This window comes from Bradyrhizobium japonicum USDA 6 (genome assembly GCF_000284375.1).
In the GTDB taxonomy this organism is placed as follows: Bacteria; Pseudomonadota; Alphaproteobacteria; order Rhizobiales; family Xanthobacteraceae; genus Bradyrhizobium; species Bradyrhizobium japonicum.
The window spans coordinates 8,092,564-8,109,753 of record NC_017249.1 but is presented as its reverse complement, the minus strand read 5'-3'; the positions used below and the strand labels follow the sequence as shown (position 1 = coordinate 8,109,753).

Sequence of the window (17,190 nt, the reverse complement as noted above, 5' to 3'; positions counted from 1 at the left end):
CTGACCGATGCCCACTGTTATGTCTTTGCGTTATGTCAAACGCGTCTAACGGTTCCTGAGATCTGGCCTGCTCTCGACGTCACGGCCAAACGCAGCGTTGGGGTTCATGCCTGGAAGTGAGCGCCGCTCGTCCGCAATTATTCGGACGTTTATGGTGGCATATGAATTTCTACGAGGACGCTCGAATTAGCGCGGTGTACCGCGACTAGCCGTGCGCAGTATCAATCGCTCATCGGGCAGCGTCGTTTCCGCATTCCCCCTGGCGTGCTGCCTTTTTGCGACGGAAACAGGGATCTTAAAACCTCAGCAGGGCAGCTGAGCTTGTTGCTGGACTTCCGAGGAAAGGCCGACGTGGTTGCTCCGCAATCGACGGATGCCTCCCGTTCAAGGCCGGAGCGTCACGGAGATAAGTGACTTGCTAGAGCAGAGCGCGATGTGCGATGTGCGATTGCAGCACGTGACGCTGCGTGCGATTCAAGTCTTTTGTAGCAGCTCACGAAAAACTTTTTTGGTTTCCAGCATAAAATCAATGAGCCTCAATTCCGCCACGCTGCTTGTCTCATTGCCGCAAGCATCATCACGGATGTACTGATGATGTTGGGGTGGCCCCGGCGCACTTCACGCCCCCGGCAAAGTGCGTCGGGACGCCTTGGTTCGCCGGCGTCTCGTTCAGATCCAAATACATGTCACTAACTCACAACGAGTTGGACGTCGTGCTGATGGCAAACGCGAGCTCGGAACGATTTGCTGTACTTTCTATTCTGCTTCATCGGTTGAGGCGTTTTGTTTCTGATAACGCCGTTGCAGCTGTTGATCGGCCAGATCGCATATCTATGCAGCGAGTCTTCATTGGCGTCGCATCAATGCGATGGACCTCCAGATTCGGTTCCACATAAGTCGCCTGGTGAGGCGTCGATCATCCCGTCACAAAACATTCCTACGCTGCGAGCTGGAGGCCATGTATGCAGGAGCCGGGGTGTAAGGTTGTGCCTCATGATTACAGAAAATGGGATTCGCATCCTGGCGTTCCAGTCCATTCACACTGGATCGATAAAGTGTCTGTTTCGAAAACCAATCGAGCGTGGACATCATCTTCGTAATATTCTCCATGAGGACGCAGCCCACACGCGCGCGAGAAAGGAGATTGCGCGGCCTTGCAGAAATACTATATTGAGAGTTCATCGCCCTATCGCTCCTAACCAAGTCGAATGCGCACCCTGGCGCGGTCCTCAGGGTAGTGAGAGCTTGCCGGATCGCCATCGATCAGGTGCTCTTCGTCCGGCACGCTTGATTGAAGCGTCGCGCCAGGCCATAGCCGAGATCGGCGTACGCCTCGTTTGCTCGCCCGGCCTGCCCGACGTTGATCCTGCAGGTCGATTGGAAGCGCGAATCGGATGCGATCTAGTACTGACCGTCCGCCTCAGGACGATGCGGAGCGCGCTCGGATCCGCCTCACCCTCGCTCGACCCTACGGCTTTTCGCGATCGTGTTGGCGGCTTTCAGTGTTGGGCAAGGCGCTCGGACCAGGCTTGAGCCGCGGCTCGCAGAAACCTTGTACTTCGATCTGACCGCGCTGGGATCGCCCGCATGAAAGATGCGCGTTTCCACTTTAAGCGCGAACCAATTGAATGCCGGCAACGAGCAGAACGGCCGCCAGTATGAATCTGATGGCTGTCTGGCTCAACCATTTCAGGCCGATTACTGCTCCAGCGACCGCCCCCGCCAGCGTGAAGATAGCGTATAGAGCCAAATCCGGAGAGGGAAATTGCCCGGTGAAAAGAGCTCCGACGAAGCCGACTGTGGAATTGGCCAGGATAAAAGGGGGTGATAGCGCGACGGTCTGCCTCGGTGATGCCCAATTCAGTGCGATGAGCGTCGGGGCGAGGAACACACCGCCGCCCACCCCAGTCAGGCCAGAAACGAGGCCAAGGACCGCGCCAATGCTCACGCTTTCCCGGAGCGGAATTTCGCCGACGCGATCGACAGCTCGTCCCCGCTGCATGATCATCACTGCGCTCGCCAGAAGAAGAACGAGTGCGGTTAGTGTTTTGTACATGTGCTCCTCGAGCACAATCAAGCCACCGGCAAGCGACGCTGGCATTGACGAAAAGAGAAGAGGGCGCAGGATTGTCCAGTCAACGACCTTGTTGCGGTTGAACAGCCAAGTAGAATAAGCCGCGACGACAATGTTGAGACCAAGCGCCGTGGGGCGCGTCTCTGTCGATGACATACCAAAAAAAGCCATTAGCGAGAGGAATGCAGTCCCGCCAGCCTGGCCAACGCTCGCATATAGCAGGGAGATGATCGCGAAGAGCAGGGAAGTCATGCTTCACATATCTTGGCGACGATCTTCGCCCGTTTTATTAGCAAGCCCATCATGATTCGTGCATCTGGTGCGGCCTAATTGTATTTCCGCTCGGGGCGGATCTAAGCGGTTCGCCGGAATCGTGCGGCCGGAGGTGTAGTCAGTTCAAGTTCCTTAGCGAGTGCCATGTGTGGACCCTCCCATCAATTGCCGAGGTTGGTAGTTGACTGGGCCCCAATAGGGGGCGTTTGAGGCCCTGAGAGGACGGCACTCGAGGGGGCGGCCGAGGTGAGCTGCCGAGGTGAGCTGCATTTGTTGCTGTAGCTTACCCCGTGCCGCAGCTCGCAATGGTACTGTCGCCTTCCCTCCCCATGTCATGAATGCTTCGAGGCACCTACCTCGCAACCAACCGTCCGCATTCGAAGTCCTTTTGCGACGATTGATTTTGGCGAAATCAACAGTTGGTATGGCACTTGCTAGTCCGATCCCGGGGGCCTCTCCTTCTGGAATGCGCATGCAAAGTGTCTTCCGCATCAAACAGGTTTCGCGACTGCGCCTATCGCTTGTTGCGTTTTTGACGTGGCCCATTTCTGTCCGTTCGGTTCGTTTGTACCGGGCCTGCCGGACGGGCCCGATGAAATGCCGGACAACGATGCGGGGAGTATGGCGTCTGCATCGGATCTTCCGTTCAGCTCATCGATCGCGTCACCGACGCTGTCACACGCCGAGAATCAGCGACAGGTTAGCGATGGATGATTCGCAAGATTGGGAAAAAAGATGACACTTCTGTTGTCTTCATCTCAAAGCAGGGAATTGGTACTGACAAGACGCAGATCGAGTCTCGCACTGAAAGGTGCGTGCTCTACCTTACGTGTAGTTCAGAGCCCAAGATCTCCTCGTGCTCGCCCGAGAGACAAAGCGAAGCACCGTTCGGACGCGACTGCGTTTTCTCGCCATGCAAGCTAAACCGACCCAAGCATCCAGCCGTGCGTGCGCTCGGTTCTTGTCGCCAGCACAGTCCCGGGGCCCTCGGCCCTTCTATCACTGCCGGCATGAGTAAGATGGAGCATCCTTGTGTTCGCATGGAGTCGATCCGCACGGACGACAGGCGATGATCTCCGAGTTCGCCAGCTCGCCATCAGCGAGCACTTTGTCGATCGCCTCGGAGCAAGGATGATGACGCTATTCGGTTGTTTGACGATGCGATCATCCTGGCGCAGTCGCCGGCAGAGCAACGAATGCGGCCAATGGCGTCAGAGAAGGAAAATCGTTATGGGAAATTGGGATGATCCTGGAAATCAGCGAGAATGCAGTCAATTTTCATGTCAAGAATACGATGGGAAAGCTGGGTGCGACCAGCCGGATTCAAGCAGTCGCGATAGCTATTCGCCTCGATGTTCTTTGAATTCAATTGAGGAACGACCGCCAACTGTCACATCTTTGGCTTCCAGCTTCTGGCAAGTTGAGCACGGTGCTTTCGGTGAACTCGCAGATATAACCCTCCTTTGGGCAAGTCTGCATCTCGCGCTGGGTGAGGTTCTGGGGCTTCGTAAGGTCGGTAAGATGTGGAATCGGCCGATCTAATGCTCACTGGTCGGAGCATGGCTCTCTCCACCAGCGGGTGATTCTTTGCTCAGATGAGCCCGCACCGCTTGCTCGGGACGTCGGACAGGGGTCTAGGGAGAGGAACAGCTGAGGAAAGAACCCCGACCGCGGGCCGGGGTCCCGATTCATCCAAACGCGTGGAGATCTTTATCTGGCGAACGGCCAGCCAAACTTGTAGTTGAGCCGTGCCGTGATGAGATCGACGTCCTGGTGCGCGCGATCCGCGCCAAGGGCCGCTGGGAAGCTTATGTTGCTGCGCTGCATGAACAAGTGGTTATACTCGACGCCCGCTGACCAGTTCGGCGTGAGGCTGACTTCGGCACCGGCGCCCAGCACGCCACCCCAACGCACATCATTGTTTTTGCCAAGCTCGGTGCCGGTTGCCACCGAGTTGACGTAATAGGTGTTGCTGGTCACCGCAGCACCGCCCTTGCCATAAAGGAGCACAGCATTGAACGCGTATCCGATATGGCCCGTGAGTAGGCCGAATGCATCTGTCGTGGTGCCAACGGTGTCTGTCGGGAAGGCGGTGCTGACATTGGAGCCGCGGAAGTCGGCCCAGTTGCCCTGGCCTTCGAGGCCGTACACCATGTTGAAGATTTGCCAACGATAGCCGATCTGGCCGCCAACGGTACCGCCAGTCGAATTATGGCAGCCCTCGGAAGTGATGCCATTGAAATCCCAGCAATTGTGGCTCGTTCCCCAGCCACCGTTTGCGCCCATATAGTAGCCGGACCAATCGATAATCGGGGCCGCGACTGGCAGCGGTGCCGCCTTGACCTTGACGGGCTGCCCGGCCAGATCCGTGCCGAATGAGGGGGCGGCCGCACAGAGTGCGCCGATGCATGCAGTCAGAATAAGAATCTTTTTCATTCGCGTGTTGTTTCCTTTAGGTGCCCCAGGCACCGTGCCGTTTAACAACATGAACGCGAATTGCTGTAACTGGCGCACAACATGTCTTGGAAAGAAACGTGCCCAATCGCCCGCGGCGTCAGATTGCGGAGCTCGCGGTTTCCGCTGCTTTGCTTCTACCGAGACGCTGTGGCTCGGCAGTGGTCGCCTCGCGCGGATCATCCTCTTTGAAAATGATCGTTCATGATCACCTGCGACGCGGAGCAAAGCCAAAAGGTGTTCGGCTCCTTCCGTCGCTAAGCTGCGGCAACGCCCAGCCGCACTTACAGTACTGGATCGATGGCACGCCTCAGGCGCTTAAGGTCATTCTTCCGGCAACACGGACGTGCTATCGCTTGCAATCGCGAGCAACGCGATGCCGATCGATTGCAGGCTCGATCGCTTTGGCTCTGGAACGACCACAAGTCTAGCTCGATGGTCCGTCAACTTCGACCTTGATTGATGGGTCGGGAAGCCCACTGCGTGCTAGACAGTGCTCTTGCTTGAAGTTGCGCAAGATCGTGCCGAGCTCAAGGTCACCGTGGTCGGTTTCCTGGCGCGAGCGAATACCAGCGCGGCCGCCCCGTCTCGCCGCCGTCTGGGCCTGGTGTTCAGCTTCCTGGTCTCGGCCGCCAGAGGAGCTGCAGAGGCAACAGCTTTCTCGAGCGCTCTCGTTTCAGCGGGGCCGCACATGATTAGAGAAAAGTCTGCTCGACCACGCACTGGCCCGAATTTTCCACCGTATGAGGCGCCCTAAATGCCTTAACGGCGCCGGATGCTCTCGCCGCAATAGGCACAAGCGAGTCATTGCCCGGTCGACGGTGCCAGTTCAGCCCGCAAGTTGCGTATCGCCTCGTTGGCCAGATTCAAAGCATTCCGTTCGCCGTTTCTTATCGAGCACTCGAGGTAAGTGCGCAATCGGCTATGAAGGACGGCCTTCAGATTATGTGCCAGCAGCGGATCCTTCTCGACAAAGCTCCAAGCCTTGTCAAATGCGACGCTCACAACGGCATCTGGCACCTGCACCTGCTCGGAAAAGATCTGATCCATCTCTAACGCTCCTCGACATCCTGATACAAGGAAGTACCTTCTCAAAAGCAACCGGATTGTGTTGCGTGTCTCAGCACGAAAGACATCTGCTCTTCAACCTCTTCCACGCTACTCCCGGGACTTCAGGAGAGGATATAGATGCTTGTTGAAGTTGCGATGACCGAACGCCGTAATGCCCGCGCAATTCGAAGAAATTCTGAAAAGAGTGAAGCGAGTACGAGTTGTCGTGCCCTTCATTGCCGTCGTGGGCCTCTTGGTCGGTCACCAAATTGTGGCTTTTCCTTCATTCGGAAGATCGGCCCCCACGGGTTGCGGTTAAAGCCCAGCATGATGAAAAAGGCCGCCTACTCTTTTCCCACTCTCAAGAAGCGTTCAAACCGCAATGGCGCTTGTGACGTCGGATTTGGGGTGATGTAGCCTGTTCCGGATGAGACTTGTCTGCTTTGCGACAAGTCTCGACGCCTATTGCCGTGTGATATTCACCTGCGCGTGGCTTTCTGCTCCGGCCGTGGTGTTTGTTACCGGTCAGGCGCCTAAGAGAGGGAACGAGATGCAAGGGCAATTGCACTTTCCCCACGGCGGATTCTTAGTCGTTTGGCAAAGAAGGGCCGGGCGCCGTCGGTGTGGGTTCAATACGGAGTTGCGTAGGAAAGCCGGCGCAGCGTGGGATCGGCGGCGCGCTTCCGAGCTTTGGATACTTGCAGCTCGTGAAAGGCGTCGAGGGACAGCAAGGCCCAGCTAGATCGAATGCGTCGCCGGCGGCGTGAGATAGAGCAAGCCTGATTTCGAAAGTGGTGGCGAACTGTTGCCATATGAAAGGCCAGCGGAAGCGGCGCGCTTACGGACGGTGAGCCCATAAACAGCAAATGTCGATCCCTGGTGTGTGCGGCCTAAGTGTAACTGTCAGCCCAGCCATAAACGTCCGCTCAACGCCATCAATCTCCAAAAAGCGCAAATGAAATCTCAGTCCGCTGCCGCACGTGAAAGAATGAGCTTGGCGATCGTCAATCGATTGGCGGAAGTCCGCAGCGCGGCCGGTAATGCCGCCACAGTCTGATCAAAAAGGCGTCCCAGAATCTGAAGGTCCTCGGGGTGGTAAACGCCACGGTCTTGCGACAATCGCATTCGTCCGTGGCCGGTTCTTGTATCGCCAAGCTGGCCGAGCTCCAGTTCCGCGGTGATCATTTGGCCTATGAGGGCATTAAGTAATCGGATCGCTTCCAGCTCGTTGCCTTCTTCGCGCATGAGCCCAGCCACGATGTCGAGTTGCAGGTCGACGCGATCCTCGAGGTTTTGTATGCGTGAATTGGAAGGGTCAAGTTCCACGGTATTTCTCCAAAGTGGTGAAATGCAAGACAGGCGGAGTAGAGGTATCGTTTCCCGTTCGCCAAACGGCGGACGCTTCGCTGGACAAATGACTGCTGCACAGGAGGCGCTTCCGGTCCCCTGGAAGAGGGGGCACATATGTGCCGCGAAAGGATTGCAAAAGTGCAATGAGCGTCTAGGGAAAAACGAAAAGCGTTGCCGATGGCGCGGGATTTGAATGGATTCTCGAGCCGCCCAGTGCGTTCGGCAACAGCGGTGACTCTGTTCGGGGCCACACAGCTGATTGTACTGCTCTGCTTGGAGCCGCGGCAACAGCGCCGGACTGTTGAGGCGACCCGCCTGGTCAGAGCGAAAGGTCCAGCCCGCACCCCTGCGAAGGCCAACTCACCTGCCCGAGTTCTACGCTGCGGAGGCATTTACCATCGCCGAGTGTGCGTGATAGCTGTCTTCTTAGAGCAATCAAGTATCATGCCCAAAGGGGCAGGCAACGTCGTGTAGATTGCGCGCCAACTGCGACTGGTCACCGCACTGCATTCGTGCCCCCACGTGTCTTGCCGTCAAACATTGCTCGAAGCAGCCAAGAAGCACGTGATTTGCTCTGCGACCAAGTGATCCATTATCACGCGACATTCGTGAACACTGCCTTCCGTAAGCCGGCGATCGACTTATGCGGTGTTTGGCTTCAATTAGTAAAATAGAAAGTGTTGATGGGATGCATCCAGTTCGTTGATAGCGCAGGCGAGCAATCTCACCGCCTTCATCGGAGCCGGTTGATTGGTTCTCCTGCTATCCGGGCTAGGAAGCATAGGGAATGCCCGGGCAGGCGGCTGAGCCGCTGATGACCCGCCATGCTTGAGAGCGCACGAAGTAGCGGAACGAGTAGCGTTGACTTGGACGCCAAAACCTTGGTGCCCCCGCGGCCAAGAGAGACATGCATCCCGGCGCCGGCTATCCACCAGCTCTCGCTACCCGTATACTCGGCTATAGTCTAGGTAGTGGGCCTGATTGCTTCGTGCCGTCCCGCTGTCTCTTCCATTCGTGGATCTGAGATTGCGCGATATAATCCAGGCTAGAGAATGCGTAGATGCTGGTCGGGCACGAATCTGACAGAAGGCGAACGCCTCCAACAAAATCCGTGCTTGTCCATAAAGAATCGTTAGCTTCGCTTTCCTAGTCCTCAACCTTCGATCACTGGCTGCATAAGGGGCATGCCTTCAAACCTAGCAGAACGGTAAATGGCCGCCTCCGAGGCCGGTGCTGCAGACGGGATCAGACAAGGGGGCTGCTATTTGTCTATCATCGGGCGTAGCACCTTCGGCAGGGCGGCGCTCGGTAGCTCTGCGAGCGCCGCAGCGAGCGCGAAAAACGCTGCAAAAGCAGCGAATATAAAAGCGCTAGCGAGCATTGCTGCGACAACGTTCTGAGGGCGTCTCATCATTCGAGATACTTCGCGTGGGGAATGCTGCGTTGCATGAAAATCAGTACTTCTTGACACGCTCGACATGACCGTCGCGCCAGCGATAAACCAAAAATCCAGAAGCCGAGTTGTCCCTCCTTTTGTCGAACCGGTCGATCGGTCGGGAACGAAGCGCGCTGGCGACCCGGTCAGCATTGAAGGAGCCGCTCCGGTTCACCGCCTCTGCCCAGGCTTGCACAGCGGCACAAGCGTATAGTGTGTAGCCTTCACCGGGCAGCCCGGAAGCTTTGAGTCCGGCGACCGCACTGGCAGCATTGGCGTTCCCAGCGGGGTTGGGCATGAAGGTAAACAATGTGCCATTCCCAGCGCTGCCGGTAATGGCCCAGAATTCGGAGGTCATCAGCGGATCGTTCGCCATGACCGTGAGGTCTGCTTTTGCTTCTGCTGCCTGGCGTACCAACAATCCGACTTCGGTGTGGTAGCCGCCGATATAGGCGACGCGCAGCCGGTCCTTCTCCATTCTTGAGAGCAAGGCTCTGAAGCCCCTTTCACCGGCAACATAGCTTTGCCGGCTCACCTGCCGTCCCAATCGATGAAGCCGGGCTTCAACCACGTCGACAATCCCCCTGCCAGCAGTCCTCTTGTCGTCCAGCACCGCGATTTTCTCGAGGCGATAATTCGTGTGAATGTACTCGGCGGCAACGGCTCCCTGTTGGTCGTCGGGCCGCAGATCCGAAAGACAGTCTCAAGGCCGTGCTCTGTTAGTTGAGGAGTTGACGAGCCTGGTAACACCTGGACGATGCCAGCTTCGCGTAGATGTCGGAGGCCGGGATCGACGAAGAGGAACAAAAATGGCCAACCACCAACAGGATCCGCTCTGTCGTGAGCTTATTCGCGACTGCGACAGCTTGCCTAGGGTCGCAGGCGTCGTCAGCGACGCTCAATATAGTTTTGGCATTATCGGGAAGCTGGCCTGAGGCGTTCAGGACCTCGACCGCCGCAGCCGCACCATCGCGCATTTGCGCGCCGAATGCAGCGCTGCTTCCGGTCATTGGGCCAGCCACGGCGATCTTTATTTCAGAGCCGCGCGCAGACGGAGCGACGAGAGCGCAGAAGAGAAGCGCCGCAGGCGCAAGAGAGGCATGCCGCTTATTTACCATTGTAGAGCTTCCAATGCTCACCTGAAGTGAACCGCAACTGGTTGTAGTCAACCACGCCTGTAGACAGGCGTTGCTTGCTGGGCAAACCTGCGTTGGCCGGGCGAGCCGCCAACTACGGTAAGATCTACAACTTGACGTTACGTGCGGATCAAGCCCTTTTGGGAAGAGCGATGGAGGCGTCAGGGACGCGGATCGACCGGCGGTGACAATCCTTCCGTTTGATTCCGTAAAACTCCAAGCCGCGTCGGAGAGCGGCCGGTTCACCTAGCGTTTCTTAGCTTGCCCTAACCGGCGTGTGGAACCCGCCATGAATGCGTCAGTAAGGCTGATCCTCCAATCCGCCAAGGGCAAGATCGAGATATTGCATTAGACAGGGATCCCAACCAGCCAGACTGCGGGGCGCGCTTAATCGTGCAAGTACCTTCAGGATCATCGAAACACGTGAATCGTCGCCGGCGATTTCGCTGATCAGCAAGCGTGCTGCAACCGCGACAGCCTTTGCGCGCTCTCCGCAAGGGTGCTCGCCCCCATCCATGCAGTCGCGAAGATCATCACGGATTCGCCGCCAGCGGTCCTCTCGCTCCGCAGCTAAATTGCAGGTGCACCGGGACGTCTGACTCCGCGTCTCGGCGCGCGACATGGCGTTCAGGGTGGCAGGCAGCTCATCCACACTTACCTGCGCCTCGCTGTCGATGGTCATGTTGCGCAAACGGTCGCGCAACAGAGTTGTGCGCGCGACTTGGACTTCTATGCGCTCTAGATGTTTGCGCAGCAAGTCCGTGAGTGAGGTCGTCCCCTCCATAGCTTTACGGATCTCCACGAGCGAGAAGCCAAGCTCACGCAGCGCGCGAATCTGATGAACCCGTTGCCCGCTTTCGCGGTCATACATCCGGTGACCGCCCTCAGTGCGCTCTGTCGCTGCTAGCAGTCCAGTGTGCTCATAATGGTGCAGCGTGCGCACCGTTACTCCGGTCGCCTCTGCAAGTTCGCCAATGCGCCATCGACGCCGTCTTGGTGTAGCTCTGTTCATGTTGTTCAATTTCAAAGCCTACAACCTGACGTCACGTATGATTCAAGCGGATTTCTAAGCTCCAGTTGAATCGCCTTTAATTCATGCGCGCGAGTGGTGACTATCCTTAGAATGGCGGCTGATCAACCCTCAGGAGAAAGGGTGATCAACAAGTTCGCCAGGCGTGCCAGTTCAGCCTCGCCAGCCGCCGTACGCTCCAGGATAAGTTTGGCGATTGCTGCGCAGTTTTCTGGACTCCGCATCGACGGAGGTAGCGCGTCGACGGCGCCGTCATAAAGCCGTCCGAGGGCAGATAGCTCTTCTGGATCGAACACCCCGCTGCAAAGCTTCAACGTTCAGCTCCTTGTTTGAAATTGAGTCAAGCGCAGCGCACGTCGTCAAGACGTTTGGCTGCGGTAGGGCCAAAAGAAGTCATACCTGCGGCGCAAAGCGATGAGGATGTGATGTGCTGCTGTGTGATGCGTTCAGGCCACACGCGTTCGCGATGCTAGCTTCGACGGCACGGCAAGTCCGACGATCTCTATGCTCACAATGAACGGTGGTAGGAATCCGAATAAGCTGATCATCTCCGTTCATCGGGAGCAACTACCGACCCAGGGAGTTGACGGCAAGAGCTCCGTGCCTGGCCTACCTTCTTGAGAGAGCTGCGCCCTGCCGCGGCCGTTGCAACGTAAACGCCTAGCTTCAGTGCGAAGGCATTGCTCCGTCGCTCGCCGGCCCCGTTCCGTTCCCGTCCCTAAAAGCATCAAGTCGGCAGTCTGCCGTTTCTCGCCCCCGAGGCGGAGGTGCGAAGAGCGAAAGCGCCTCTTGCCTGCCGCAAGGATCCTTTCCCCCGGCAATAAGAGCAAGCCAGGCGAGCAGGAATTGTGTGTTGAGACAAGTGTTGGAATGTGAGGTTCGTAGACTTCGCGAATGTGCTTACGGCAACGGTGAGACGGATCGCACGAAATGTCCCGGGGGCTCCGCGTCTTCCGGGCTGCTGGTCACACGGAGCTCTTGTGTAGTTGCCATGCGGGTGGCCTCCTGAAACAAAATGTCCCTCATCCACAGACTTCCCGGGTCGCTGTTGTGAAGTGAGGGCCATTGGACCGCCTCGGTGAAGGCGGGGAATGGATGCGGAAGCTCAACGATCCGAAGGGGCATCGTTCTTTGGAAATGCCTCACGAGCCCTAATGGCATCGTGCCTATGCGGTTCGTCCCAACTATGAGAGGCGGGATCATGCTGAAGCTCTGCACGAGGATGTCGATGCGCCGCGTGGGTCCGAGATCAGTCAAAAAGGAATGCTCAACTGGCGTCCGGGGCGCACCTCCGTGCTTAACTGCAACGTGACCCATCGACATATATCGATCGAATGTAAGCCGGGGTTGTAATTCCCTATTGGTGCAGCAGCCTACGCAGACGAGTCGCTCCTCGAATAGGGCCGCTCTGGGGTGCGTGCTGGACATGAAAAAATCTGGCCGGATAACAAAATCGACTTCACCGCGGCGGAGGAGCAGCTCGTGTTCATCGGTCGGCGCAGCCAATTCGAAGCTGACGGCGGGGGCTTCTCGCGTGACGCGTGCTACGACATTTCGGAAGAGCACAACTGTTACGAAGTCAGAAAGGACGATCCTGAATCGGCGGTTCAATCGAGCTGGGTCGAACGGATGTCGGGCCATAATCGAGAGTTCAATGTGCATCAGAGCCTCGCGCACAGGAGCCGCGAGCCCTTCCGCGCGTGAGCTCAAGACAAGTTCGCGCCCCCTCATTCCAAACAGTTCATCACGGAAATGCTTGCGCAGCCGGGCAACGGCTGCGCTCATTGCCGGCTGACTAAGATTGATCTTGCGTGCGGCTGACGAGAGGTTGCGCTCAGTTATTAGAGCATCCAGCGCGACCAGAAGATTTAGATCCAGACCTTTGAAACGCATCTCTTCCTATCCGGCACAAACGTCGTTGCTGCGCAATAGCGTGCGGTGGCGCCAGCGCCTGGAGCAATCGTCTTGGCCCGCCCCAATGGACATCGGCTCATTCCTGCGCCCGGGAAAGGAAGCTTGCGAGATGACCGCAACAATGGAGAGCAGGCGGAAAGCCGATCGGCAGCGGCGGGAAAGCGTCGGGAGCTCCAAGCTAATTGGTCTTGCCGGTTCCGGCCGGCCACGCAGCAGGGTCGTTCAGTCCGCTGATGGCAGATCAGCCCAGTGTTCGTCAGCGTGCCAAAGCGCGGTGTCGACAGCTGGGTCGTGCAGCGCTTGTCACGAGAGCAACCTACAACCTGACGCAATGTGCGGTTCAAGACATTTTAGTGATAGAGCCAAACATTTGCACGGCAGGCATATTCTTCTGCGATGGTTGCCGGACGTAGCCTGAATGCGTCGTGAGCGCATCAAACCGCACCTTCGAGGTCACCACGCGCACAACTGGAAAAGGCTTCGCGACCGATCGTCGCATTGCGCGTCTGTGGCTCCTTCTCACCTCCATACCCTGGAGAGACGAAAGAAAACGGGGCACGTCGAAGGTTCTACAGTGTGCCGGGGATGTTCAGAGCGCAGCTTAAGGTAAGCCTAACAGCGCCTGCGAGTTGGAGGCTCCTGGTCCCCAGATGCCATGTTGGATGCTTCCTCGAGCAATATCCGACGCATCCAGATGCTCGCGGGGTCGGTATTGTGGAATGAGGGCCACTGCAGGGCCTCTGTGAATGTGGGCAGGGGGAGGGGCGGTTGGATGATCCGCAACGGCATCCGCTTTTCGAAGTGCCTGGCCAGTCGTAAGGGCATCGTGCCGATACGGCTCGTGTCTAGCAACAGGGGCGGAATCAGGCTAAAGCCCTGCACGACGACCTCAATTCGTCTCCTCAGGCCGTGCTCAAGCAAAAACCATTCTTCGAGGTTCGGTCTCAGTGCGCGTCCGAACTTGGCAGTAACGTGCCCCATCGAGATGTATTGTTCGAACGTAAGCTGCCGGGATAGCTGCTTGTTCGCGCGGCATCCGACGCATACGAGGCTCTCGTCGAACAGCGTCGCCTTAGGGTGCGCGCTCGACATGAAAAGTTCCGGCAGAATGAGAAAGTCGACCTCGCCCCGCCGCAGCAGCTCATCCGGTTCATCAGAAAATGGCAGCAGTTCGAAGCGCACCGCGGGGGCTTCTTGCGCCATGCGGTCCACAATTCTGCGGAAAAAAACGATCGTCATGAAATCTGAGAGAATGACCCTGAAGCGTCGGCTCGATTGAGCAGGGTCGAGCGCGTCCCGCGATATGATTGAGAGTTGGATGTGCAGCAGGGCCTCGCGAACCGGACCTGCAAGCGCTTCCGCGCCAGGTGTCGGGACGAGTTCGCGACCTCTCATAGTAAAGAGTTCATCGCGGAAATAGGTGCGCAGCCGTGCGATCGCAGCGCTCATAGCAGGCTGGCTCAGATTGATTTTGCGAGCCGCCGCTGTGAGGTTGCGCGCCGTCATCACGGCGTCGAGCGCAACGAGAAGATTTAGGGTCCAGACTCAATTGAGCCAATATGCGACGAGAGCGGCGAGATGAACAGCGGCCAAAAAATTACGGGCGAGCTTGTCATATCGCGTGGCGATGCGCCGGAAGTCCTTGAGCCTGCAAAAGCAGCGTTCGATGACATTTCGTCCTTTGTAGGCGCGTTTGTTGAAGCGATGGATGACGACACGGTTAGATTTATTGGGGATTACGGGCTTGGCGCCACGACGAATGATTGCGCCGCGAAGCTTGTCGCCATCATACCCTTTGTCGGCGAGGAGCACGCTCATGGGTGGCGCGAGCGCCAGGACATCGGGAGCCGCAGCGATATCGGCATCTTGGCCTGGAGTCAGATGCAGGACGACCGGCCGGCAGAGCGGATCGCTCAGCGCATGGATTTTTGTCGTGCGGCCTCCGCGCGAGCGGCCGATTGCTTGATTGTGCTCCCCCTTTTCCGCCGGAGGCACACCGGTGAGCTTTAATCGAGGTCGAGTCGAGCGACAGTACGACGCCGTCTTCGCCAGGCTTGGCCAGCGCTTCGAAGATTGCGCACCATCGTCCTCGCTTGGCCCAGCGATTGAAGCGATTGTAGATCGTCGTGTAAGGGCCGTATTCACGTGGACAATCACGCCATCGTGCACCCGATTGCAGCATGTGAATGATGCCGCTGACGATGCGTCGGTCGTCGTCCCGATCCGGCCCCGTCAGTCCCCTCGGCAGATGCGGTTCGATACGCGCCCATTGCCTGTCGTTCAGCCAAAACAAACCAGCGCGCATTCTCTCGCCCCCGAATCAACACGTAGGCAAGAGAATCACGTGGCGCTATTTAGGTACAGACCCTAGATCAAGTCCCTTGAACCGCATGTGATGAGTCTATCCATCGTGTGGATGTGTTCTATCGAAACAATCGATTTTACCAAACTGGGGGAGGTTGGATAGCAAACTGAAGTTTGGAAAAAGCAATTAGACGCGCCACGATGGTTTCCGGTCGTTCACGTGAGCTAAGAGAAGAGCTCCCAGACGTGGGAGCGCACCATGGGCGCGCGTTGTTGTTTCTCCTTAAGCGTGGCCGTTCGAACGCCAAGCGCGTCCCGATAAACGTTGGTATGCGGATATCATCCGTTTCCATATTTCAGGTTTACCCGCGTACAATTGAGGGCGCGTTCAGCCTCATTCTAGTGTCGAAGAATAGAGGCAGACGCAGGTTGCGGATGCCAAGAATTCCAGGCGCCGTTCCAAATGGCTCGCCTGTCCAGTGCATGTGGGGCGTGTCGAAGATGTATAAAAGCCAGTGTGATCTGATGCCGCTCCGATGCGCCATCGATGAGGCTTGCGCGCCGATGGCCGGCCCTCAGACGTCAAAGCGCCGGAGGGCGATGCGACTGCAGGCACAAAAGCTCGCTGGTGCAGACAGGTTCTGGCTAGCCCAACCGCCTCGTCGGCAGCTTCCGAGTTATCGTGAGCGCGGCATCAACCGCACGAGGGTGCAATCAAGCGATCGCTCCGTCGCGCAAAGGCCAGCGGCGCGGAGTAGGCGAGCAGTGCCGAGCTCCGACAGAGCATGGCGGCGCATCTCAGCATTCATCGGCGGTTCGGCGAATAGCGAATTGACGTGACCATCCCCGCTCTTCATTCCACCGGCGCAAGGAAGCTCGCCATGAACATTGCCGTCTCCCCGACTGCGGAAGGATCTTCTGGGCGCGCTCAAGTGCAGTGGAGCCTTCGTTGGGAAAGTGAACTGCAGCTCGCCGATCATGCCGAGCTCGCGGAGTTCTTCCGCAAGAGTTACGGACCGACGGGTGCGTTCAATGCGCAGCCGTTTGAGCGGAGCCGAAGTTGGGCTGGAGCAAGACCCGAGCTCCGCGTAATTGGTTACGACGCGCGCGGGGTAGCGGCTCACATCGGGCTACTGCGCCGCTTCATCAAAGTTGGTGAAGTCGATCTCCCTGTGGCCGAACTGGGGTTGTATGCGGTGCGCCCCGATCTCGAGGGGCACGGGATAGGCCACGCAATGCGCGTGATGTATCCCGCACTCCAGGAGCTCGGCGTTCCATTCGGATTTGGCGCGGTTCGCTCGGCCCTCGAAAAACATTTGACCCGACTGGTCGAAAGGCAGGGGCTCGCCACCCTGATGCGTGGCATTCGCGTCCGCTCCACCTTGCCGGATGTCTATCCAAATTTATCGCCGACGCGCATCGAAGACGTGATCGTCGTGGTGTTTCCGGTCGGACGCTCGATAAGCGAATGGCCGGCCGGGACTGTCATCGATCGTAACGGGCCTGAGTTGTGACAGAGCGTTCCACCCTATCTACTGTCCGCTGCGACTACGCTGACGCGGGCGGAAGTCGAGCTGTCCATTTGACCTTTGACGATGGGCCAAATCCATTTTGTACGCCAGAGGTGCTCGATGTCCTGGCGCAACATCGGGTCCCCGCGACATTCTTCGTCATCGGGACGTACGCGACGGAGCATCCTGAACTCATCCGACGAATGATTGCGGAAGGGCATGAGGTTGCGAACCATACGATGACCCATCCTGATCTATCCAGATGCGGACCTACGGAGCTACACGACGAGGTGCTGACGGCGAGCGAAGCCATCCGTCTGGCGTGCCCGCTGGCCTCGCCCAGGCATATGCGAGCGCCTTACGGCATATGGACGCGAGATGTGCTCGCAGTGGCGGCGAGCGCTGGTCTCACGGCTCTGCACTGGTCGGTCGACCCTAGAGATTGGTCCCGCCCCGGGGTTGATGCAATTGTGAATTCCGTACTGGCGAACGTACGCCCGGGTGCAATTGTGCTCCTGCACGACGGATATCCTCCCGATGAGGAGGGATTGCCCAGTGGCTCTACGCTGCGCGATCAGACCAGGACGGCGCTGGCATATCTCATTCCAGCACTACAACGGCGCGGGTTTGTAATCCGTCCACTCCCTCAACTCCACTGA

The 17,190-nt window shown here is 57.7% G+C and carries 12 protein-coding genes and 2 pseudogenes; 3 read left to right on the top strand and 11 right to left on the bottom strand.

The window, feature by feature from the left end; translation table 11 throughout:
* Positions 1-1,609: 1,609 nt before the first annotated feature.
* Complete coding sequence (locus tag BJ6T_RS37700) at positions 1,610-2,326, bottom strand: sulfite exporter TauE/SafE family protein (RefSeq protein ID WP_014497825.1); 717 nt, start codon at positions 2,324-2,326, stop codon at positions 1,610-1,612.
* A 1,246-nt stretch (positions 2,327-3,572) separates the two neighbouring features.
* On the opposite strand from BJ6T_RS37700, the pseudogene BJ6T_RS44390 reads away from it, so the two are divergent.
* Positions 3,573-3,710, top strand: a pseudogene (locus tag BJ6T_RS44390) (LuxR C-terminal-related transcriptional regulator); the annotation flags it as partial.
* A 347-nt stretch (positions 3,711-4,057) separates the two neighbouring features.
* On the opposite strand, the gene BJ6T_RS37690 reads toward BJ6T_RS44390, so the two are convergent.
* From BJ6T_RS37690 to BJ6T_RS44365, 10 genes and pseudogenes are all read right to left on the bottom strand, one after another.
* Complete coding sequence (locus BJ6T_RS37690) at positions 4,058-4,783, bottom strand: outer membrane protein (protein ID WP_014497822.1); 726 nt, start codon at positions 4,781-4,783, stop codon at positions 4,058-4,060.
* 822 nt (positions 4,784-5,605) lie between these two features.
* A complete protein-coding gene (locus tag BJ6T_RS44385) occupies positions 5,606-5,851 on the bottom strand; it encodes a hypothetical protein (RefSeq protein WP_011084811.1) in 246 nt (81 codons plus the stop codon).
* 963 nt (positions 5,852-6,814) lie between these two features.
* Complete coding sequence (locus BJ6T_RS37685) at positions 6,815-7,177, bottom strand: hypothetical protein (protein WP_014497821.1); 363 nt, start codon at positions 7,175-7,177, stop codon at positions 6,815-6,817.
* A 1,478-nt stretch (positions 7,178-8,655) separates the two neighbouring features.
* Positions 8,656-9,255 (bottom strand): ABC transporter substrate-binding protein, encoded by a 600-nt coding sequence (locus tag BJ6T_RS49320; RefSeq protein ID WP_245283467.1) that lies wholly within the window; start codon positions 9,253-9,255, stop codon positions 8,656-8,658.
* A 100-nt stretch (positions 9,256-9,355) separates the two neighbouring features.
* Complete coding sequence (locus BJ6T_RS49315) at positions 9,356-9,646, bottom strand: ABC transporter substrate-binding protein (protein WP_028154217.1); 291 nt, start codon at positions 9,644-9,646, stop codon at positions 9,356-9,358.
* A 424-nt stretch (positions 9,647-10,070) separates the two neighbouring features.
* Positions 10,071-10,784 carry a MerR family transcriptional regulator gene (locus BJ6T_RS37670; RefSeq protein WP_026312621.1) on the bottom strand — a complete coding sequence of 238 codons (714 nt, stop codon included), beginning with the start codon at positions 10,782-10,784 and terminating at the stop codon, positions 10,071-10,073.
* A 122-nt stretch (positions 10,785-10,906) separates the two neighbouring features.
* Entirely contained in the window at positions 10,907-11,116 is a 210-nt protein-coding gene (locus BJ6T_RS44375; RefSeq protein WP_014497819.1) for a hypothetical protein, read from the bottom strand.
* A 586-nt stretch (positions 11,117-11,702) separates the two neighbouring features.
* A complete protein-coding gene (gene nodD2, locus BJ6T_RS37665; RefSeq protein ID WP_011084818.1) occupies positions 11,703-12,695 on the bottom strand; it encodes a transcriptional regulator NodD2 in 993 nt (330 codons plus the stop codon).
* A gap of 633 nt (positions 12,696-13,328) precedes the next feature.
* Positions 13,329-14,252 (bottom strand): annotated as a pseudogene (gene nodD1 / locus BJ6T_RS37660) (transcriptional regulator NodD1); the annotation flags it as partial.
* A 9-nt stretch (positions 14,253-14,261) separates the two neighbouring features.
* A protein-coding gene (locus tag BJ6T_RS44365) for an IS5 family transposase (protein ID WP_110115808.1) occupies positions 14,262-15,021 on the bottom strand; the annotation gives its coding sequence in 2 pieces (ribosomal slippage) (positions 14,262-14,682 and positions 14,681-15,021; 762 coding nt in all).
* 880 nt (positions 15,022-15,901) lie between these two features.
* Here BJ6T_RS44365 and BJ6T_RS37650 point away from each other — a divergent pair.
* Positions 15,902-16,534, top strand: a complete 633-nt coding sequence (locus BJ6T_RS37650; RefSeq protein ID WP_011084822.1) for a NodA family N-acyltransferase — start codon at positions 15,902-15,904, stop codon at positions 16,532-16,534.
* Complete coding sequence (nodB, locus tag BJ6T_RS44355) at positions 16,531-17,190, top strand: chitooligosaccharide deacetylase NodB (RefSeq protein ID WP_011084823.1); 660 nt, start codon at positions 16,531-16,533, stop codon at positions 17,188-17,190. Before BJ6T_RS37650 ends, nodB begins: the two co-directional genes overlap by 4 nt.